Annotated in this window: 18 protein-coding genes; 7 read left to right on the plus strand and 11 right to left on the minus strand. The window is 65.3% G+C overall.

Annotation, left to right across the window (positions count from 1 at the left end; all coding sequences use genetic code 11):
- Positions 1 to 591 precede the first annotated feature (591 nt).
- The 3 genes from HV793_RS04985 to HV793_RS04995 form a co-directional block, all read right to left on the minus strand.
- Complete coding sequence (locus tag HV793_RS04985; RefSeq protein WP_054455070.1) at positions 592 to 1,341, minus strand: SDR family NAD(P)-dependent oxidoreductase; 750 nt, start codon at positions 1,339 to 1,341, stop codon at positions 592 to 594.
- Positions 1,342 to 1,410: 69 nt separating this feature from the next.
- A complete protein-coding gene (locus tag HV793_RS04990) occupies positions 1,411 to 2,310 on the minus strand; it encodes an MBL fold metallo-hydrolase (protein WP_054455072.1) in 900 nt (299 codons plus the stop codon).
- Positions 2,311 to 2,337: 27 nt separating this feature from the next.
- Complete coding sequence (locus HV793_RS04995; RefSeq protein WP_217481772.1) at positions 2,338 to 3,171, minus strand: alpha/beta fold hydrolase; 834 nt, start codon at positions 3,169 to 3,171, stop codon at positions 2,338 to 2,340.
- 438 nt (positions 3,172 to 3,609) lie between these two features.
- Between HV793_RS04995 and HV793_RS05000 the strand changes: the two genes are divergently transcribed.
- The 4 genes from HV793_RS05000 (at position 3,610) to HV793_RS05015 (ending at position 7,323) form a co-directional block, all read left to right on the plus strand.
- Positions 3,610 to 4,611, plus strand: coding sequence for a bestrophin family protein (locus HV793_RS05000; RefSeq protein ID WP_175212770.1), 1,002 nt, complete (start codon positions 3,610 to 3,612; stop codon positions 4,609 to 4,611).
- Positions 4,612 to 4,746: 135 nt separating this feature from the next.
- Entirely contained in the window at positions 4,747 to 5,625 is an 879-nt protein-coding gene (locus tag HV793_RS05005) for an RNA polymerase sigma-70 factor (protein WP_054455078.1), read from the plus strand.
- Between the two features lie 118 nt (positions 5,626 to 5,743).
- Complete coding sequence (locus HV793_RS05010; protein WP_054455081.1) at positions 5,744 to 6,178, plus strand: cupin domain-containing protein; 435 nt, start codon at positions 5,744 to 5,746, stop codon at positions 6,176 to 6,178.
- A gap of 140 nt (positions 6,179 to 6,318) precedes the next feature.
- The gene (locus tag HV793_RS05015) at positions 6,319 to 7,323 is read left to right on the plus strand and encodes a LysR family transcriptional regulator (RefSeq protein ID WP_054455083.1); all 1,005 of its coding nucleotides are present in this window, start codon (positions 6,319 to 6,321) and stop codon (positions 7,321 to 7,323) included.
- A 3-nt stretch (positions 7,324 to 7,326) separates the two neighbouring features.
- Here the strand turns inward: HV793_RS05015 and HV793_RS05020 are convergent, their stop codons facing one another.
- From HV793_RS05020 to ku, 5 genes are all read right to left on the minus strand, one after another.
- Complete coding sequence (locus tag HV793_RS05020) at positions 7,327 to 7,821, minus strand: Ohr family peroxiredoxin (protein WP_175212771.1); 495 nt, start codon at positions 7,819 to 7,821, stop codon at positions 7,327 to 7,329.
- A gap of 20 nt (positions 7,822 to 7,841) precedes the next feature.
- Positions 7,842 to 8,597, minus strand: a complete 756-nt coding sequence (locus tag HV793_RS05025) for an SDR family oxidoreductase (RefSeq protein WP_054455087.1) — start codon at positions 8,595 to 8,597, stop codon at positions 7,842 to 7,844.
- A 9-nt stretch (positions 8,598 to 8,606) separates the two neighbouring features.
- Entirely contained in the window at positions 8,607 to 9,086 is a 480-nt protein-coding gene (locus HV793_RS05030; protein WP_119452206.1) for a carboxymuconolactone decarboxylase family protein, read from the minus strand.
- 135 nt (positions 9,087 to 9,221) lie between these two features.
- Positions 9,222 to 11,747, minus strand: a complete 2,526-nt coding sequence (gene ligD / locus HV793_RS05035) for a DNA ligase D (protein WP_175212772.1) — start codon at positions 11,745 to 11,747, stop codon at positions 9,222 to 9,224.
- A gap of 2 nt (positions 11,748 to 11,749) precedes the next feature.
- Complete coding sequence (gene ku / locus HV793_RS05040; RefSeq protein WP_175212773.1) at positions 11,750 to 12,673, minus strand: non-homologous end joining protein Ku; 924 nt, start codon at positions 12,671 to 12,673, stop codon at positions 11,750 to 11,752.
- Positions 12,674 to 12,868: 195 nt separating this feature from the next.
- On the opposite strand from ku, the gene HV793_RS05045 reads away from it, so the two are divergent.
- Both HV793_RS05045 and HV793_RS05050 read left to right on the plus strand, forming a co-directional pair.
- A complete protein-coding gene (locus HV793_RS05045; protein WP_054455094.1) occupies positions 12,869 to 14,002 on the plus strand; it encodes a DUF3182 family protein in 1,134 nt (377 codons plus the stop codon).
- Entirely contained in the window at positions 13,989 to 14,747 is a 759-nt protein-coding gene (locus HV793_RS05050) for an alpha/beta hydrolase family protein (protein WP_054455097.1), read from the plus strand. Before HV793_RS05045 ends, HV793_RS05050 begins: the two co-directional genes overlap by 14 nt.
- A 147-nt stretch (positions 14,748 to 14,894) precedes the next feature.
- On the opposite strand, the gene HV793_RS05055 is transcribed toward HV793_RS05050, so the two are convergent.
- Both HV793_RS05055 and HV793_RS05060 read right to left on the minus strand, forming a co-directional pair.
- Complete coding sequence (locus HV793_RS05055; RefSeq protein ID WP_054455098.1) at positions 14,895 to 15,521, minus strand: response regulator transcription factor; 627 nt, start codon at positions 15,519 to 15,521, stop codon at positions 14,895 to 14,897.
- Positions 15,518 to 17,347, minus strand: a complete 1,830-nt coding sequence (locus HV793_RS05060; protein WP_175212774.1) for an ATP-binding response regulator — start codon at positions 17,345 to 17,347, stop codon at positions 15,518 to 15,520. The genes HV793_RS05055 and HV793_RS05060 overlap by 4 nt, the downstream gene beginning before the upstream one ends.
- A gap of 277 nt (positions 17,348 to 17,624) precedes the next feature.
- Here HV793_RS05060 and HV793_RS05065 point away from each other — a divergent pair, with 277 nt between their 5' ends.
- A complete protein-coding gene (locus tag HV793_RS05065; RefSeq protein ID WP_175161176.1) occupies positions 17,625 to 18,128 on the plus strand; it encodes a ClbS/DfsB family four-helix bundle protein in 504 nt (167 codons plus the stop codon).
- A gap of 111 nt (positions 18,129 to 18,239) precedes the next feature.
- Here HV793_RS05065 and HV793_RS05070 read toward each other — a convergent pair whose 3' ends face one another.
- Positions 18,240 to 19,712 carry an efflux transporter outer membrane subunit gene (locus HV793_RS05070; RefSeq protein WP_175212775.1) on the minus strand — a complete coding sequence of 491 codons (1,473 nt, stop codon included), beginning with the start codon at positions 19,710 to 19,712 and terminating at the stop codon, positions 18,240 to 18,242.
- Positions 19,713 to 19,714 lie beyond the last annotated feature (2 nt).

A 19,714-nucleotide genomic window follows, 5' to 3' on the forward strand; every position in this document is an offset into this window, starting at 1 on the left:
AATCTGCAGGGAGCTGGGCTTCGTTGTTGCGATGCTGCAATGCATCAAAATGCTGACTGGATTAGCCAGCAAACGCTGATTCCAGAAAAAAATACGGCCGGTCAACCCATTTTTTTCGTGGACCGCAGACGCGGGTGGCGACCTGCGGATCTGAACACAAAGCGGGAGACAAGGCTCCCGCTCATAATCCCAAGCAATTGATTTTAACGAATTTTCCGAGATTTCCACATAAATGGACCCTATCAGAACTTCGTGTTTTTTTGTGTGCTTCAACCTTGTAAGAGTTTGCCAATTGAGGCGGGACCAGGATGCTGGATAATCGAAATATTCCGCGTGTTTCACTGCAACAAAATTAATCCACATTGCCGTCGCCCAGACGGGCGCATACCTGGTCAGATCCAGTACCTGCGGGTAGACAGCCGCGTATGGCGCTGGAACGTCTGCACAGGATCGGTTGTTCAAATCATGAAGAATCGGCAATAAACAATCGTTGCCTGAATTTGAAATCCGCCACGCGCAGAGGCAATCAAACGTTTCCGATCCAGCGCCTGCCATCGTCCGCCCGCGTTCTGCCAGGCAGTGATGATCCAGTTAAGTCAGCGCGATGCCGCCGTCGACGCGCAGATTGACCCCAGTAATGAACCCGCCGTCGTCCGAAGCGAGAAACAATGCGGCGCGCGCCAATTCCGCAGATTGCGCCAGCCGCCCAAGCGGAATCAATGAGGCCATGCCCTGTTCGAATGCGGGCCGATGCGCCGCGCCCACGCCCAGCTTTTCCAGAATGGGCGTATCCGTAGGACCGGGGCTCAATACGTTGAAACGAATCTTGCGCGACTTGAATTCCAGCGCCCAGGCGCGCGCAAACGCCTCGATGGCGGCTTTGGAGCCGGCATAGACCGCATGGTTTTCCAGCACTTTGGCGCTGGCGATGGAGCCAGTGATGATGATGGAACCACCGTCGCGCACCAGCGGCAGGACCTTGGTGACGCCGAAGAACACGGCGCGCGTGTTGGTGTCGAACTGGACGTCATAGCTGTCCACGCTTACCGCGGTCGAAGGCTCGATGTTATTCATGCCGGCGTTGGCCATGTAGATGTCGACGGCGCCGAACCGTTCACGGACTTCTGCCGCCACGCGGTCATGCGTGGCCAGGTCGGCAACGTCCCCAACCATGCCGAAGGCGGACGCTCCAAGTTGCGCCACCGCCGCGTCGACGGCATCTTTCCTGCGCCCGAGGATGGCCACGCGCGCGCCTTCGGCAATGAAGGCCTCGGCCGCGGCATAGCCTATGCCGCTGTTGCCGCCGGTGACGACGGCAGTCTTGCCCAACAGTTTTTTCATGATGATGTTCCTTCGTACAGGTAAGACGCCGGCCGACGCGACAGGCCTCGTCGGCCGGCATCGGCGCGCTTAAAAGTCCCAGATGACCGGCACCCAGCGGAACGCGTCGCCGTCGACCGCCACACGGCCCAGGGACGGGAACGGCAGATGGGCGGCGACCAACAGCCCGCGGTTCTGCGCCAGCTCCTGGAACAGACCGAGGCGGACGCGGGCCGACTCCTCGGGGTCGTGCTCGAAACCGTTTTGCCATTCGGGATGGTCGAACGCGACCGGGAACATGGCGTCGCCAGCAAACGTCAGCCTTTCGCCGCCCGAGACCAAGTCGACCACGCTGTGCCCGGGAGTATGGCCGCCGGTCATGCGCACGATGACGCCCGGCGCCACCTCATGCCGATCGTCGAAGAGGCGCAGCCGGTCGCGGTACTCGTTGTAGAAGCTGGTAGCCGTCGACTTCAATACCGCAGGCACAGGCTTGGGCATGACGGTGTGCGAGAAATCCGGCGAGGTCCAGAACGCCACTTCGGTCGCGGACACGTGGATGCGCACGTCGGGACGCAAGCGCTCCTTGACGTCCGGCACGAGCAGCCCGCCCACGTGGTCCATGTGCATGTGCGTGATGATCACGTCGGTCACGGATTCCAGCGCGATGCCGGCGGACTCCAATCTCTGCGGGAACATCCCGGCGCGCGGAAAGCCCGCGAACTGCCCGCCCAGCCCCGCATCGATGAGGATGGTCTGGTCGCCGCTGCGGGCCACCATCACGTTCAGCGGCCAGTCGAACGCGTCCGGAGGCATGAACATGTGTTCCAGCCAGGCCGCGAGATCGGCAGGATCGGCATTGGTGGCCATGGTCGAAGTTGGCAGCGGCAGCACGCCGTCGCTCACGACCAGGGCGTCGATGTCGCCGATCTGCAGCGCGTAGCGCGACGGGACCAGGTCGAGGGATTCGGTGTTTTCAATGGCAAACATGGCGGTAACTCCAGGTAGGTGCGCCGTTCAGGCGGTGGCGCGGATGAAGGCGAGCAGGTCGTCGTTGATGCGGTCCTGCATGGTGGCGGTCAGGCCATGCGGCGCGCCGGGGTAATAGATTTCCCTGGCGTTCTTGACCAGGCGCGCGGCCTTCTTCGCCGAGTCGTGCACCGGCACGATCTGATCGTCTTCGCCGTGCATGAACAGGGTCGGGACGTCGATCTTCTTCAGGTCCTCGGTGAAGTCGGTCTCGGAAAACGCCTTGACGCATTCGTAGGCGTTCTTCTGGCCGCTTTGCATGCTCCACAACCAGAACTGGTCCAGCATGCCTTGCGAGACCTTGGCATCGGGGCGGTTGGCGCCGTAGAACGGAACCGCCAGCTCCTTGTAGAACTGTGAGCGGTCTCCCGCCACGCCCGCGCGGATGCCGTCGAAGACCTCGACAGGCAAGCCTTCGGGATTGGCAGCGGACTTCAACATCACCGGCGGCACCGCGCCGATAAGCACCGCGCGGGCCACGCGCTTGCTGCCGTGGCGGCCGATATAGCGCGCCACTTCGCCGCCGCCGGTGGAATGGCCAACCATGGTGATGTTCTTCAGATCGAGCGCCTCGATCAACTGCGCCAGGTCATCGGCATAGCCGTTCATGTCGTTGCCGGCAGACGGCTGCGAAGAACGGCCATGGCCGCGCCGATCATGCGCGATGACGCGAAAGCCATTGCGCGCCAGGTAGTGCATCTGCCCGTCCCAGGCATCCGCGTTCAGCGGCCAGCCATGCGAAAAGGTGACCACGGGGCCCTGGCCCCAATCCTTGAAGTAGATCTGCGTACCGTCGTTGGTGGTGAAGGTATTGCGGGTCATGGTCGTGCTCCGGTTGGATTGCGCGTTGCTCTGCGCGGCTGCTTCGGCGCGGATGGCGAATGCCCCCGTCGCCAGGACGGCGCTGCCGGCAAGAAGACTGCGGCGGGCCGGGTTGTGCGAGTCGTTCATGGGAACTCCTGTTTCGGCAAAGTGAGTGAGGGCATGGTAGGTATGCGGTCTGGTCCGCGGTAGGCACGCGGCGGGAAGCACGCTGTTGCGCGACGGGCACCAATGCGCCGCGGCATGGACATGACGCGCGCCACACAGGCCCACGTCACGCGGGCCGCACTTGTTCGGAAGGAGAAACGATGATTGGTGTCGCGCCGGCAACACCATGCGTCCTTGCATGGCCCTACCGCGTCACGCGCGACGCTCTTAGGATGAGCGCACCCATACACACCAGACGCGCCGCCGCGCGCCGACCGGGGGGCCGACATCATGCATCTGGGAAAATCCTATCGCCTGGGCGAGTTCATCATCTGGACCCGCAGGAAGATCTACGTCCTGCTGGCGCTGGGCTTCGCGCCAGTGCTGCTCCATCAGCTGGCTGGCCTGAAATGGCTGACCTTGCCCTTGTCGGTGGTTTCGCTACTGGGCACCGCCACCACCTTTGTCGTCGGCTTCAAGAACGTGCAGACCTACGCGCGCACGGTCGAAGCGCAGAAGGTCTGGATGAGCATTGTCAGCGCCAGCCGCTACTGGGGCGTGATCAGCCGCAACTACGTCGGCGACGCCGAACGCGGCACGGCCTTGGTGCAGCGGCATCTGGCTTGGTTGACGGCGTTGCGCTACCAGCTGCGCGAGGCCCGCGTATGGGAGACCGTCGGCAACCGTCCCAATGCCGAATACCGCAGGCAGTACGTGATCCCGGAACGCGCCGAGCCCCTGGAGTCCGCGCTTTCCCGCTACCTGCCGGCACAGGACATTGCCGGTTTGATGCAGACCGATGACAAGGCCGCGCAAATGCTGGCAATGCAAGGCCGGGCGGTCCGCGGACTGCTGGATGCAGGCGCCATCACCGCGGCGGAATACGCCGAGCTCAACAGCCGCATCCGGGAACTGCTGGATCTGCAGGGACAGGCCGAGCGCATCAAGAATTTTCCGTATCCACGCCAGTACGCCATCATCAACACCTTGTTCGTGCGCTCTTTCTGCGTGGCGCTGCCGTTCGGACTGACGGGCCAATTCGCCCAGCTGGGCCAGGATATCGGCGGCTACATGCAAGGCCAGATGGCGTGGCTGGCGGTGCCGTTCAGCGTAATCATCTCGTGGATCTACACCTCGCTCGAGCAGGTGGGCGAAAGCACGGAGAATCCCTTCGAGGGCAGCGCCAACGACGTACCCATCAGCCGCCTGAGCGTCATGATCGAAAGGGATCTGAAGCTGATGGCAGGCAGCGCCAACCTGCCCGCGCTGCCTGCCTCGGTGATCGCGCTGTAGCGCGCGCGGCACGCGGCGCGCCCCTCCGCCCGGGACTGGCTGGCAGAGGCTTGCGCAGCTTGTCCTGCCCGGGCCGCTGCGGCAAAATACCCTGCCCTCCCGCCCCCCCATTTCCGCTAGGCATTGGCCCATTCCATGACCGGCTCCGTGACCCTGTTCGACCGCCATCGCCCGCGCCTCTACGCGATCGCCTATCGCATGCTGGGCTCGGTGGCCGAGGCGGAAGACGTGGTGCAGGATGCGTGGCTGCGCTGGCATGGCGCCGACCGCTCCACGCTGGAGAACCCCGAGGCCTGGCTCGTCACCGTCACCACCCGTCTGGCGATCGACCGCCTGCGCGCTGCCCGTACGGAACGGGAAAACTACGTGGGCGTCTGGCTGCCGGAACCGATGCTGATGGCCGCGCCGTCCACGCCCGAACAGATCCATGAACTGGCCGACGATGTGTCAGTGGCATTTCTGTTCATGCTGGAGCGCCTGTCGCCGGACGCCCGCGCGGCCTTCCTGATGCGCGAAGTGTTCGACGCCGACTACGAGGACATCGCGCAGACCCTGGACAAGACCCAGGCCGCGGTCCGCCAGCTGGTGCGGCGCGCCAAGCAGCAATTGCGCCAAGGCACCCCGCGCGAGGCCGTGCCGCGCGCGACGCTGCATCGGCTGCTGCTGACCTTTGCCGATGCGATGGACCGCAGCGACTTCCACGGCCTGCATGCGCTGCTGAGCGACGATGCCGAACTTATCGGCGACGGCGGCGACAAGGTCACCGCCTTTGCCAGCCTGGTGGGCGGCAAGCGGCTGGCGCAGCTGTTCTACGCCGGCAAGCGCCGCTACCGCGACGCGTTGCGCACCGAGGTGGTCCAGGTGAACGGCCAGTGGACCTTGCTGCGCTTCATCGATGGCGATCTCGAATCGGTGCAGTCCTACGAAACAGACGGCAAGCGCCTGACCCGGGTGCTGGTGCAGCGCAATCCGGACAAGCTGGCCCGCATCGCGGCCGCCCTGGCGCAACGCTGAGACCGCCCGCACCGGCGTTGGTGCATCGCGGGCAACATGGTGGTCCCTTGCGCGGACCTACCGCCGCGCCGCCCTCGCTTCTACGATGGACCTGTCACCACTCCACTCAGGACAGGCCATGCCGAAACTCACCAAACTCGCGTTGTCTTTCATCGCCGCCGGCGCGCTGCTGGGCCAGCCCGCCCATGCTGCATCGCACCACGGCGCGCCTGCCGGCAAGCCGGCCGATCCCATCGTCACGGAAGTGATGAGCAAGGACCTGCCCGACATTCCCGGCCGGGATGCCGTCATGCTCGTCGTCGACTACCCGCCCGGGGCCGCCGACCCCTTGCACCGCCATGACGCCTCGGCCTTCGTCTATGTGCTGGAGGGCAGCATCGTCATGCAGGTCAAAGGCGGCAAGGAAGTGACGCTGACCCCGGGCCAGACCTTCTACGAAGGGCCGGACGACATCCACACCGTGGGCCGCAACGCCAGCCAGACCAAGCCGGCCAAGTTCGTGGTCGTGCTGATCAAGAAAAAGGGCGCTCCCGCCCTGATCCCCGTTCAATAAGGGACGGATATTTATCCCTTCCTGGCCATCCCCGGGTGTCTCCCCGCCCGGGGATGGCCATTTTTTTCAAGGAGGCGTCACAAAACCGTCCAGCGCAACGTCTTAGCAGGTAGGATCAACCAACTTGCGGCGCTGCCACCATGCCTACCCCTATCCCAGCCTCCCCGGTCACCCCTCCCGCGAACGGCCCGGACTCCCTGGCCGACAGCTTTGCCACCAGCTATGCCGGCGTCATGGCCTTCCTGGCGGTCGCCGCCGAGGGCAACTTCGCCAAGGCCGGCGACCGGCTGGGCATAGGCCGTTCGGCAGTCAGCCGCAGCGTGCAGAAACTCGAAGACCAGCTGGGCGTGCGGCTCTTCGTGCGCACCACGCGCAGCACCTCGCTGACCGCGGAGGGGCAGCGCTTCTACGAGCAATGCCATCCCGGCGTGGAACGGATCATCCAGGCACTGGACAACATGCGCGACCTGCGCGAGGGCCCGCCTTCCGGCCTGGTGCGCGTCTGCTCCACCGTGGGTTTCGGCCGCAAGGTCGTGGCGCCCCTGCTGAAGGCGTTCCGCGAAGCGCATCCGAACATCTCGGTGGAGCTGTTGCTGGATGACGGCCCGACCGACTTCACCACGGACCGCGTCGACGTGTCGTTTCGCAATGGCCGCATGGAAGACAGCCAGGTGATCGCCAAGAAAGTCATTCCCATGCAGATGATCCTGTGCGCCTCGCCCGACTATGCCGCCAGGCACGGGCTGCCGCTAAGCGTCGACGAGCTGTCCGGCCATAGCTGCGTGAACTTCCTGCTGGCGTCCGGCCGCGTATTCGAATGGGAATTCAAGGTCGGCGGCCATCTGCGCAAGTTCGCGCCGCCCGCCATGCTGACCTTCAACGATGCCGACCTGGTCCTGCAGGCCGTGCTGGACGGCCATGGCATCGCGCAGATGGCGGCGTACCAGGTCTGCGAGCATCTGCGCGCAGGCACGCTGGTCGCCTGCATGCCGCAGTACTCGCCCGACGACCGCGGGCACTACCTGTGCTTTCTCAGCCGCCAGCACCTGCCCGCCCGCATGCGGGTCTTCATCGATTTCATGACCGAGAGCATCCGCGCGCAGGACCTGCTGATCATCGACAGCCTGCTGCCGAAACAGGCCTGAGCGCTATTGGGTCAGGGCCACGACGCTCTGGATCCCGCCCTGGGCCATCTTGGCGTAAGGACACAGGCGTTCCGTATTGCGCACCAGCTCTTCCGCGATGGGCGTGGGCACGCCCGGAAGGTGGATATTGACGTCCGCCGTCAGCGCGAAAAAGCCGTCGACGGGGTCCCGGCCGAACGAGATGGTGGCCGTCACGGAAGCGTCCGGGATGGCCAGGCCGGCGCGTTCGGCCAGCATGCTGAGCGCGCCGTGGAAGCACGCCGCATAGCCGGCGGCGAATAGCTGTTCGGAGTTGGTGCCCCCGCCCGTGCCGCCCAGCTCCACCGGCAGGCGCAGTTCCACGATCAGCTCGCCATCGTCCGAAATGGCCATGCCGGAGGCGCGTCCATGCGCGGCCTCCCCGCCGCGCACCGTCACGCTGGTGGTGTACAGGGGATGGAAATCCTTCCCCCGGTACTTGTCCAGGAGACTCTGGGGAGGAGGCCGCAGTTTGCTCATGAGGGTCCTTGCGCCTGCCGCTACTTTCTTGCGCCCGAACGGCTGAACCAGGTTTCGAAGCCGATCTGGCCCAGGCGCGGGCCGGCTCCCGGAACCAGCGTGTCGTCATCGAGCAGCGCGCCGAAATAGCGCGCGCCGGTGTCCGCCCGCACGGGGCGCGCGTCACCGATCTTGGCCATGTAGCGCTGCACCAGCTCGGCCAGGCGTACCCGCTCGGGGCCGGCGATTTCGACGATGCCGTTCACCGGCGGCGCCAGCGTGGCGTCGGCCATGGCCAGGGCGACGTCGTCCGACGCAATGGGCTGGACGTAGGCGGGCGACAGCCGCACTTCCGCCCCTTCGGTCCCCGACTGCACGATACCGCCCAGGAATTCGAAGAACTGGGTGCTATGCACGATGGTGTACGGGATTCCAGCAGCCACGATCAGCGCTTCCTGCGCGATCTTGCCGCGGAAGTAGCCGCTTTCGGCCAGGCGCTGCGTGCCGACCACCGACAGCGCGACGTGGTGGCGCACGCCGGCGCGGGCCTCCGCCGCCAACAGGTTGCGCCCCGAGGTCTGGAAGAACTCCAGCACGGCGCGGTCTTCGAACGACGGCGAGTTGGCGACGTCGACCACCGTGTCGACGCCGGCGAGCGCGGCGTCCAGGCCCTCGCCAGTCATGGTGTTGACGCCCGTGGCGGGCGATGCGGCAATCGCCTCATGGCCGCGCTCAGTCAGCAGTTTGACGAGTTTGGAGCCGATCAGGCCCGTGCCGCCGATAACCAGGATTTTCATGGTAGTCCCTTAGTTGAACTTGGCCTTATCCAGGCCATATGCCTTGTCGGCAGAACCCGGCACGGTGCGGAAGCCCACGTTCAGGCGGTTCCAGCCATTGATCGCCATGACGGCGAAGCTGAGGTCCGAGATTTCCTTTTCGGACAGTTGCGTGCGGACGCGTTCATAGATCTCGTCGGGCACGCCCTGCGCGCCCAGCGTGGTCAGCGCTTCGGTCCAGGCCAGGCAGGCGCGTTCACGCGGCGAAAACTCGGTCGATTCGCGCCAGATCGCCACGTGATGCAGGCGCAGTTCGCCTTCGCCGTGGATCTTGGCATCCTTCACATGCATGTCCAGGCAGAAGCCGCAGCCGTTGATCTGCGAGGCGCGGATTTCGACCAGGCGCAGGATCGATTGCTCGATCGCGCCGGACTTCAGGAGCATGCCGAACTCGACGAATTTCTTGAACAGTTCGGGCGATTGCGCAAAGGCATTCAGACGTTGACTCATGGTGACTTCCTCGATGGGTTGAACGACGCCCAAATCGTAGGTCTGCCGGCAAAACGGCAGTAGGCCCGCGGAGGGGACCATGATGTTGCCGCGGCGGCAACAATCGTCAGCGCGCGCTGACGGCCATGTTCAGGTTCAGGATTTCGGTTCGATCCCGAGTTGTTTCATGGCCCGGCCGATGGCCTGGGGCGCGTAATCGTCCCAAGCCTCGTTGCCCGCATCCAGGCGGGTGTGGATGTTGGCGATGGTCCATTGCGCCGAACCTTTCAGCCCGTCCAGTTCGTCCCAGCGGACCGGTACGGACACGCCCAGGCCGGGCCGGGCGCGGGCCGACCAGGCCGCCACGGTCGTGGCGCCGAAGCCGTTGCGCAGGTAATCGGCGAATATCTTGCCCACGCGGTTCTTGGGCCCGCTTTTGGCGACGAACAGCTTCGGCAGCGTTTGCGCCAGATGGCGCACCATAGCTTCGGAAAAGTCCTTCACGGCGTCCCAGCCGTATTGCTTGCGGATCGGCACGACCACATGCAGGCCCTTGCCGCCGCTGGTCTTCAGCCAGCCGCGCAGGCCTAGCTCCTGAAGCAGCACGCGCACCAGCTCCGCGCCCTGCTGCACGGCAGGCCAATCCACCCCTTCTCCAGGGTCCAGGTCGAACAGCATCCGGTCCGGCTTGGCGATCGAGGTCTTGATCGCATTCCAGGTATGGAACTCCACCACGTTCAGCTGGGCGGCAGCGAGTATCGCTGCTTCGTTCGAGATTTCCATGAGCGGCGGATGTTCTGGGTACAGGCGTTCAGGCAGCGCCAGCACCCCCGCGATGGGGGATTCCGAGTGCCGCTGGAAGAAGTGCTGACCCTGGATCCCCGCGGGCGCCCTGACGAAGGAAACCGGGCGGCCGCGCAGGTGCGGCATCATCAGAGGCGCCACCAACCCGTAATAGCGCGCCAGATCGAGCTTGGTCGCTCCCGAAGAGGGATCTATGACGCGGTCGGGATTGGACAGTTTCATTCCCTTCGGCGGCGTTGCCGCGCCCTCTTTCAAGGCCTTGGCGGGGCGTTCGCGGGTGGATATCTTTTCAGCCGGCATGGCAACCTCGCGCGTGATCTTCTTGGGGGGTTTGTCGGTCCGCAGCCCGCGGAAGGTCGAATGGCGCACATGGCCGTCGCCAGTCCATTCGCCGAACGAAACCTCTCCCACCAGCGTAGGATGGACCCAATGGACCTGCTTGAGGGCGCGCGGCTTGCCCTGGGTCAACGCGCTGGTTTCTTGTTCAATGCCGGCCAGCTTGCGATGCAGGTCCAGCAGCGTCCTGTCGTCGAAACCCGTGCCCACATTGCCGGCGTAGCGCAGCCCGCCATCCGGCTCGTGCACCGCCAGCAGCAGCGCGCCAAAGCCCTGGCGGCTGCCCTTGGGCTCGGTGTAGCCCACGATGACGAATTCCTGGCGCTTGGTGCACTTGAGCTTGATCCAGTCGTCCGTGCGGCGCGACACATAGGGCGCGGACAGACGCTTGCCGATGATCCCCTCCAGGCCCAGCTTGCAGGCCGAAGCGACCAGGTCTGCCGGCGGCTTATCGAAGGCCTCGCTGAACTTCACGTGCTGGCCCTTGCACCTGGCGATGACCTGCCGCAGCAGGTCCCGCCGCAGCCTGAGAGGCTCGTCGCGCAGGTCGCGTCCCGCGACGTAGGGCAGGTCGAAGGCGTAGAAGACGATATCCGCCGTGCTCGCGGCATCGAAGGCGTTCTGCAAGGCCTGGAAGCTGGGCACGCCTTCGCGCGTCAGCACGACGATCTCGCCGTCGATCCAGGCATTGGCGATCTCCAGTGCCGCCAGCTCCTGGGCCAGCCGCGGAATCCTGGCTGTCCAATCGTGGCCGTTGCGCGTGTACAGCTTCGCGCTGCCGCCATCCAGCCTGGCCAGGATCCGGTAGCCGTCGAACTTCATTTCATAGGACCAGTCGTCCGCGCCCCTCGGCACGCCGTCGACCAGGGTGGCCAGCTGAGGCTTGAGCGACACGGGCAGGGGAGCGGCCTTGCCCGGCAAGGCCGCGGTGGATTCTGTTGCATTCACGGCGCGGGCTTGCGGTTTGCTGCGCGCCGCCTTCTTCTTCTTCGTGCGCAGCGGCACCACGCTGTCCGGCATCTCATCCACGACGCTGAAATCCCGGTCTGGCCGCGCGTACTCGTCGTTTTCCTTGATCAGCAGCCAGGGCGGCTGGCGATCGCTCTCTTTGCCCTTCATGCGGATCAGCGCCCAGCGCCCGCGCAGCTTCACGCCGTCGAGCGTGAACTTCAGATGGCCTGTCTTGTATCCCTTGCGCGGATCGCCTATAGGCGTCCAGCGCCCCTCGTCCCAGATGATCACCTTGCCGGCCCCGTACTGCCCCTCGGGGATGGTGCCTTCGAACTGGTTGTACGCGATGGGATGGTCTTCGACCTGCACCGCCATGCGCTTGACGGAGGGATCGAACGACGGCCCTTTCGGCACCGCCCAGCTTTTCATCGCGCCATCGAGCTCCAGGCGGAAGTCATAGTGCAGGCGACTGGCCCAGTGCTTTTGTATGACGAACACCAGGTCTGCGCCGCCTGATTCACCGCCTTCCGCCGGTTCCGGCGTGACGGCGAAATTGCGCTTCTCGCGGTATTTCTTCAGACTATCCGCCATTTTCAGGCCGCCTTTTTCGCCTGCCTGGCGCTCTTGGCGGCCTTCTTCGCAGGCGCCTTTTTCACAGCGGAACTACGCGGCGCGGCTTTCTTGGCGGGCTTGGCCTCGGCCTTGGCGCGCCCCTTGGACGCGCCGCCGCGCAAGCTGCGCTGCAACAGGTCCGTCAGATCGATCACGTTATCCGCATACGCAGGCGCTTCCTCCTGCGGCGCGATCACGGTTTCGGTCTTGCCCGCCTGGGCCTTCTGTTCCACCAGCCCCATGATGGCCGCCTTGAATTCGTCCTGGTACTCGGCCGGATCCCACTCTGCCGACATTTCGTCCACCAGCATCTTGGCCATCTTCAATTCGGACGCGCTGGGCGACATGCTCTTGGCGCCTGCCTTGGGCAGATCCAGTCCCTCCACGGACTTCACCTCGTCGCCCCAACGCATCAGATTCAGGACCAGCGCGTCTCCCATGGGAATCAATGCCGCCAGATGCTGCTTGGTCTGGATCACGACCTTGGCGATGCCTATCTTGCCGCTTTTCACCAGCGTGTCGCGCAGCAGCGCGTACACCTTCTGCCCCTTGTTGATCGGGGCGATGTAATACGGCCGCTCCAGGTAGACGAACGAGACTTCGGCCGATTCGACAAATTGCTGGATTTCGATGGTTTGCGTCGTGCGCGGATAGGCCTCCGCGATCTCCTCGGGGGAGATGATGACGTACTGGCCGTCCTCGTATTCCACCCCTTTGACGATGTCCTTGGATTCGATCTCCTTGCCCGTGCGCTTGTTGATGCGCTTGTAGCCGACGGGGTCCATCGACCGGCGGTCCAGCCAATCGAAATCCACGCCCGAGTCCGTCGTGGCGGTATGCAAGCCCACGGGGATGTGGACCAGGCCGAAGGTGATCGCGCCCTTCCAGATGGTTCGCGTGGCCATGAGAATTTCTCCTAGGTGATGTGCACGCGCTCTCGCCGCGGCTTCGGATGCCACCACAACGGCAGCCATCGCCACGGCGGAAAACGCAGAGCAGCAACTTCCATGCCCGACGCCCGGCCCGCGCCTGACTGCGCCGCCGCCGGCTCCCCGGACCGCGATTCCTGCACAGGCACGCCGCTTGCTGAGTTGCCTGCCATGACATCCCTACCCGATTCCCGCTCGGAAGGCATCGTGGCGGCTTTTCCCCGGCGCGCGCGGGCCTCCGAACACGAGGTGGCATCACTCGATGCCCAAGCCGCCCGACTGGCCGCGTTGCTGGGCAGACGCTACGTGCCCGATTACCGACCCAGCCGCCACGGCGGCGGGGTGGTTCCCTATTATGTGCCTGATCGCACCATCATAGGCGCCAGGCGCGCCGCCGTGCTGGGCATCGTCAGCGAGACAGACCTTTACGGCGGCGTGGCGCCGCATGCGTTCGTGGCCACCAAATCCATCAGCCACGGACTGGTGGGGCCGCAGGCCTCCCGCCCTGCCAGCTGGTCCATGGCACTGGCGGACATGCTGGGCGACGCCGTGCTGGAAGGCTATACCGCCTTTTGCCCCGAAGACGCCCTGGCCGCAGGACGACGCTTGCTCGCACGCGGCACGGTACGCGTGAAGCCCGCGGACGCCACGGCGGGTCGCGGACAGGTCGTGGTCAGGAGCCTGGATGCGCTGCGGGCTGCCCTGGCCGAGCAATCCCCGCGCTTGATGCAGCGCCTGGGTCTGGTGCTGGAAGAAGACCTGGAGGAAATCGAAACGTATAGCGTGGGCTGGTCGAAAGTGGGCCAGATGGAGATCGCCTACGTGGGCACCCAATCGCTGACCGACGACAATCAGGGCTGCCAGGTGTACGGCGGGTCCGAGCTGCGCGTGGCGCGCGGCGGTTTTGACGCCCTGCGCGCGCTGGATCTTCGCGCGGATGAGCGACGCGCCATCGAGCTGGCGTGCCGTTATGACACGGCGGCCTGGGCCGCCTATCCGCAATTGATCGCATCGCGGCGCAATTACGACGTGGCGATCGGGCGCGCGGCGGACGGCGGCGCGCGCGCCGGCGTGCTGGAGCAATCCTGGCGCGCTGGCGGCGCCAGCCTGGCCGAACTGGCCGCCATGCAGGCCTTCGCGCTGTCACCGGCGCTGATGGAAGTGCGCGCCGAGACCCGCGAACGCTACGGCGCCGGCGAACCCGTGCCAATCGCGCAACGGCTGGTGTTCCACGGGGTCGACAGCGCCATCGGCCAGATCAGCAAATCGGGAGGCATCCTGGAGGCGCAAGATGGCGGCGCATAGCACCCCTACCGCTCTGGAAGTCGACGACGTGTCGCTCGAGGCGACCTTTCTCACTCCGCAGGACAAGGTCCCTGGCGTGCTGTTTATCCACGGCTGGGGCGGCAGCCAGGAATTTGACCTGTCCCGGGCCAAGGGGATCGCCGCGCTGGGCTGTGTCTGCCTGACCTTCGACCTGCGCGGTCATGCAGGCACCCGGGCCCAGCAACTACAGGTGACCCGCGAGGACAATCTGCGCGACGTGGTGGCGGCCTACGACAGGCTGTCGCTCCACCCCGCGCTGGACTCCGGTTCCATCGCCGTAGTGGGCAGCAGCTACGGCGGCTATCTGGCCGCCCTGCTCTGCACGCTGCGCCGGGTGCGCTGGCTTGCGTTGCATGTCCCCGCCTTGTATCGCGACGACGAATGGCTGGTGCCCAAGAACCAGCTCAACCGCGACACGCTGCGCGCCTACCGCAGCGCCTACGTGCCGCCGGAAGAAAACCGCGCGCTGAAGGCTTGCACGGAATTCTCCGGCGACGTGCTGCTGGTGGAAGCGGAGCACGACATCTATATCCCGCACTCCACCATCATGAGCTACCGATCGGCCTTCCGCCGTTCGCACTCATTGACCCACCGCATCATCGACGGCGCCGATCACGCGCTGACGGAAAAGCCGGCGCAACGCGCGTATACCTCGATCCTGGTCAACTGGGTGACAGAGATGGTGACGGGCGCGCGCATGGGCGAGGGCCGGGCGAGCTTCTGAGCGCAAGCGCAATCTCCCTGCCGGCCAAAGACCGATGCGTACGCACCGCGCGGGTGATCGTGGCGCATCGCCCCGACACGATTGCGACGGCCGGACGCGAGATCTCGCTGGTAGCCGGCAAGGTGGCCAGCGACAGCGGGCAGCCGCCTATGCCGGCTTCCCGAACACGCCGCCGCGCCGCGCCACTAGCGTCGCCTGCGTACGATTGAGCACGCCCAGGGTGCCCAGAATGGCCGACACATGCGTCTTGACGGTCTTCTCGGTCATGTTCAGCCGTTCCGAGATTTCCTTGTTGCGCAGTCCGTCGCACATCAGGCATAGCACCTCGACCTGGCGAGGCGTCAGCGCGCGCAGCAAGGCTGCTTCGTCCTGGTCGCCTGCGGACAGCGCGCGGCGCTGCGGCGGCGCCGCCTCGTTGACCGCTTCCAGCGCGGCGGCCAGCTCCTGGCAGCTGGCGGACTTGTTCAGGAAGCCCTGCGCGCCGGCCTCCAGCGCCCGGCGCATGTCCTCGGGATCTTGCGAGGCCGACAGCACCAGGATGCGCAACTTCGACCGGCGCTGACGCAAGCGTTTGAGCAAGTCGGCGCCAGCCATGTCGGGCAGGTAGAAATCCATGATGACGTGCTGGATCGCCGTATGCCGATCCAGTATCTCCAGCGCTTCCTGGCCGCTGGCCGCGGGATGGATCTCCAGGCCGGCCACGCCCTGGCCCAACGCCATCACCAGCGCTTCGCGGAACATGGCGTGGTCGTCGACCAATAACACTGCCGTCATTCGGCATCTCCGGGAAGGGGCGCTGCTTCCCTGGCATGCAGCAGGCCCGTCACGTGCTCGCGCAAAGCCTGGACTTGCACGGGCTTGTGCAAGAGCGGCACGCCGCGCGCGGCAGCCTCGGTCAGGCGCGCCGGATCGGTATCGCCGCTGACCAGCAAGGCAGGCAGATCGGGATCGTTGTATTCCTCGCGCAGCCTTTCGATTACGTGAATGCCGGTCTCGTGTTCGCGCAGCCGGTAATCCGTGACGATCAGGGCCGGCGTTTCAGCCAGCGGCAGCACGCGCTCGAACAGTGCATTGCCGCTGGTCGCGGCGATGACGCGGCAGCCCCAGCTTTCGAACAGCATCGACAGGCCCGCCAGGTTCTGCGCGTCGTCGTCCACCAGCAGCGCCAGCTTGCCGCGCAGGCTGTCTTCACTTGCAGGCGCCCGGGGCAGTCCCGCATTGGCATCCGTGATCGAAAGGCCTGCCGCGGCCGGATCCGACAGCGGCGCCGTGACCGCGAACACCGTGCTGCGGCCTTCTTCCGAGCGCAGCGCCAGTTCGTGGGCCAGCAGCCTGGCGGTGCGGCGCACGATGGCCAGGCCCAAGCCCAGGCCCTTGCTGCGGTCGCGCTCGGGATTGGCCAGTTGATGGAACTCCCAGAAGACGCGCTCCTGCTCGGCCTTGGGAATCCCCGGGCCGTTGTCCCAGACCTCGATGCGCAATCGGCTTCCGCGCCTGCGGCAGCCCACCAGGACGCGGCCGCCGTCGGAGTGCACGATGGCATTGCTGATCAGATTGCGCAGCATGCGCTCCAGCAGCACGGGATCCGAACGCACGCTGGCCGCGCACGCGCGCACCCGCAGCCGTATCCCCTTCTCGCTGGCCTGCGGCGCGTATTCGGCCTTGAGCTGGTCCAGCAGCGGCTGCATCCTGAACGTCTCGAAACGAGGTTCGATGACGCCGGCGTCCAGCCGCGACAGATTCAACAGCGCGTCGAACAGATGGCCCATCGCCGACAGCGCGCTGGTGATGTTGTCGACCAGATAGCGCCCGTGCCGGGACAGGGGTTCGTTCGCCAGCAAGCCCAGGAACAAGTTCACCGCATGCACGGGCTGGCGCAGGTCGTGGCTGGCCGCAGCAAGAAAGCGGGACTTCTCCAGATCGCTGCGTTCGGCCGCTATCTTCTCCTGGCGCACCTGTTCCAGCAGCGCCAGGTTTTCATAACCCAGCCGCAACGCGTCCAGGTGGGTGCGGTTCATGCGATGGATGAACGCCAGGGTCGCGACCAGATATGCCAGGCCGCCCGTCACCAGCGCCAGATGGATGGCGGAAGGCTGCGCCGCCAGCGCGATGAACATCGGCGCGAAAGCCGGCACTTCGAACGCGTACATCACCGGCAGCATCATGTAGTTCGAATAGATGGCGCCCGTACCCAGTCCGAACAGGATGACGATGAAGAACAGCTGATACTCCAGCGGGACGAAAAACGTCCAGTAGGCCAGGGGCAGTCCCCACAGGATGCCGGAGCACAGATTCCCCGCCAGCATGCGGCGCACCCAGCGCTGCGCCGCTGACGGATCGGCGCGATGGCGGTCGTACGCCACCACGGCGGCCCAGCGCAGCACACCCACGGCCAACGTGGCGCCCAGCCACAGCAGGATCTCGTGGTGGGGCAGCACGCCGACCAAGGCGAATGCGGAAAAACAGGCGCTGATCAGCGACCCGGCCAGGGCGAACGGAAAGCTTCGGCGCAATGCGTCGACCTGCACCTGATGGATGCGGGCGGCATAGGACGAACTTGGCGGCGTGGAAGCGGAAGTCTGACCGATGGTTGGCTGCAATGGCGTGGGGATGTTACGTGCGAGGGACCTGCCGCTTGCGCAGGGGCGGATCGAAACGTGTGCGGATTTTAGACCCATCGTGCGGATTTCCGCAGGCGCTGCGCGATTTTCGTTCGGCATTGACATTCCAACGGTGGAAAACCCCAGGATTTCCGCCTTGGCCCCGGGCGTATGCGCTCCCTGCCCGCTTTCCTGCGGCCGGCACCACGCCCGAGGCGCGCAACCCGTCAGACTCAATCCGACGGCCCGATCCGCGACGACTTGGTGGAAAGATCCGATGAAACTACCCGCATCCAGGCAAGAGCTGCTGTGTAACCTCCGCGACCGGCACAGGCAATTCCGCGTCGAGGCGGCCACCATACGCGCGAGCCTCTACCGAAGGACGGCCGAGGTGGGACATGCTTATCGCATGCCTATCGATGCCGCCACCGTGTTGGTCGACCTCATTCTTTGGAACACGATGATCCTGCAGTTCGCCGCCGCAGGGGCAGGAGATGCCGGCTCCCCCTTCTACAGCAGGGAAGCGATGCTGGACAGATTCTGCCGCCTGACCCACGGCTTCCGACGCGACTTCAACGGCAGCAGCCTGCACAGGCTGCATGAACTGACCCGTCTGGGGCAGGAACGCGTGGTCAGCAGCGTAGCGCGGCACACGGACGCCGCCCTCTTCGCGCCCTCGGGCGCAGGAACTGGAACCTTGGGCGGCCAACTCCAGATTCTGACTTGCATGGCTTATGCCAATGGGCTGTCGAAATTGCGCGCCTGGAAGCAGGCCGTGTAGCAGCATCGCTGCCCGGTCGCCGCGGACAAGGCTTGGGCCGCCGCTTTGACGCGGCGGCCCAAGCCCGGGGACTGGCTATGTCCTCCATGGCCTGGCGATATTTGGCGGACCCTATGCCCCGGCGGGCATGCGCGCCGAATGCTCGGACCAACCTCCACCCAACGCCTTGTAGAGGTCGATCAGGTTGTTCAGGCGCGTCAGGCGCGTGCGCACCAGGATCTGTTGCGCGCCGTATAGCGAGCGATAGGCCTCAAGCAAGGTGAGATAGTCGTCCACGCCCTCCTGAAACCGCAGTTCCGCCAGCTCATAAGCGCTGCGGCTTGCCGTCACCGCCAACTGCTCCGAACGGATCTGGTCGTCAAGCGTGCGCTTGCCCGCCAAGCCATCGGCCACCTCGCGGAATGCCACCTGAATGGCCTGCTCGTAATTGGCGATTTCCACCCGCTTCTTTACATGCGCCACGTCCAGGTTGGCCAACAAGGCGCCTCCCCGAAAAATGGGCAGCGTGATGTGCGGCAGGAATGCCCAGGCCCGCGACCCGGAGTCGAACAAGCCGTCCAGAGAGGCGCTGGCGGTTCCCGCCGAGCCCGTCAGGCTGATCGCCGGCAGGAAAGCGGCGCGCGCCGCGCCGATATTCGCATTGGCGCCGCGCAGCATCTGCTCCGCCGCGCGTATGTCGGGCCGTCGGACCAACAACTCGGAGGGTAGTCCGGTCGGCAAATCCGATGGAACGATACCGTCTGGCAGCGTCGTTGCCGCGTCCAGCTGGCTGGACAACTCGGGCGTCAGCGGCTGTCCCAGGAGCAGCACCAGCGCGTTGCGGTCCCTGGCTACTTGTCGCGTGTAGGCGGACCGGTTGGCCTCCGCATTACGCAACGCAATCTCGGCCAGACGCAGGTCGAGCTGCGTCGAGTTGCCGGCCGCAGCCAGATCGGCCGTCAGATCATACGAACGCTTTTGCGTGGCCAGCGTGTCTTCCGTCAGCCGCAACAGCTCCTGGTCGGCGCGCAGCGTGAGGTAGGCATTGGCCACTTCGGCAACCAGGCTCAGCTGCGTGGCGATCCGGTTCTCCTCCAGTGCCAGATATGTGGCCAAGGCCTGATCGCTGAGGCTGCGGATACGGCCCCAAAGGTCCAGTTCCCAGGCGGTCGTCACGCCGGCCACGTCATAGCGCTTCGAGACCTGGCCGTCCTGCGTGACGCCAAGGTCGCCCGGAATGCGCTCGGATGCGCCACTGGCCGAGACGCTCAGGTTCGGCAGCATCGCGGCGCGCTGGATTCGGTACAGCGCCTGCGCCGCTTCGACGTTGAGCGCGGCGCGGCGCATGTCCCGATTGTTGTGCAGCGAGATTTCTATCAATTGCTGCAAGAGCGGATCCCGGAAAAAGTCGCGCCATCCTATGTCGGCCGCGGCCATCGCATCGGGCTTGTGCCGCGCATCCTCGGCATCCGAAGAATAGGTCGCGTCGACAGGCGCAGCGGGGCGTTCGTACTTCGGCGCCAGGGAGCAGCCGGCCAACGCGGCCGCAAGCGTCAGCGGCGCGAGCTTCAGGCAGCGCCGGGAGCGGGTGTAAAGATGCTTCATGT

Origin of the sequence: Achromobacter aegrifaciens (assembly GCF_902859965.1) — a bacterium.
Lineage (GTDB): Bacteria > Pseudomonadota > Gammaproteobacteria > Burkholderiales > Burkholderiaceae_B > Achromobacter > Achromobacter aegrifaciens.

Bases quoted from the DNA above. Each gene is read 5' to 3' on its own strand.
- HV793_RS04985 (WP_054455070.1), bottom strand. From the start codon at position 1,341: ATGAAAAAACTGTTGGGCAAGACTGCCGTCGTCACCGGCGGCAACAGC.
- HV793_RS05055 (WP_054455098.1), bottom strand. From the start codon at position 15,521: ATGACGGCAGTGTTATTGGTCGACGACCACGCCATGTTCCGCGAAGCG.
- HV793_RS04990 (WP_054455072.1), bottom strand. From the start codon at position 2,310: ATGTTTGCCATTGAAAACACCGAATCCCTCGACCTGGTCCCGTCGCGC.
- HV793_RS05015 (WP_054455083.1), top strand. From the start codon at position 6,319: ATGCCTACCCCTATCCCAGCCTCCCCGGTCACCCCTCCCGCGAACGGC.
- HV793_RS05025 (WP_054455087.1), bottom strand. From the start codon at position 8,597: ATGAAAATCCTGGTTATCGGCGGCACGGGCCTGATCGGCTCCAAACTC.
- HV793_RS05045 (WP_054455094.1), top strand. From the start codon at position 12,869: ATGACATCCCTACCCGATTCCCGCTCGGAAGGCATCGTGGCGGCTTTT.
- HV793_RS05020 (WP_175212771.1), bottom strand. From the start codon at position 7,821: ATGAGCAAACTGCGGCCTCCTCCCCAGAGTCTCCTGGACAAGTACCGG.
- HV793_RS05065 (WP_175161176.1), top strand. From the start codon at position 17,625: ATGAAACTACCCGCATCCAGGCAAGAGCTGCTGTGTAACCTCCGCGAC.
- ligD (WP_175212772.1), bottom strand. From the start codon at position 11,747: ATGGCGGATAGTCTGAAGAAATACCGCGAGAAGCGCAATTTCGCCGTC.
- HV793_RS05000 (WP_175212770.1), top strand. From the start codon at position 3,610: ATGCATCTGGGAAAATCCTATCGCCTGGGCGAGTTCATCATCTGGACC.
- HV793_RS04995 (WP_217481772.1), bottom strand. From the start codon at position 3,171: ATGACCCGCAATACCTTCACCACCAACGACGGTACGCAGATCTACTTC.
- HV793_RS05005 (WP_054455078.1), top strand. From the start codon at position 4,747: ATGACCGGCTCCGTGACCCTGTTCGACCGCCATCGCCCGCGCCTCTAC.
- HV793_RS05070 (WP_175212775.1), bottom strand. From the start codon at position 19,712: ATGAAGCATCTTTACACCCGCTCCCGGCGCTGCCTGAAGCTCGCGCCG.
- ku (WP_175212773.1), bottom strand. From the start codon at position 12,673: ATGGCCACGCGAACCATCTGGAAGGGCGCGATCACCTTCGGCCTGGTC.
- HV793_RS05050 (WP_054455097.1), top strand. From the start codon at position 13,989: ATGGCGGCGCATAGCACCCCTACCGCTCTGGAAGTCGACGACGTGTCG.
- HV793_RS05030 (WP_119452206.1), bottom strand. From the start codon at position 9,086: ATGAGTCAACGTCTGAATGCCTTTGCGCAATCGCCCGAACTGTTCAAG.
- HV793_RS05010 (WP_054455081.1), top strand. From the start codon at position 5,744: ATGCCGAAACTCACCAAACTCGCGTTGTCTTTCATCGCCGCCGGCGCG.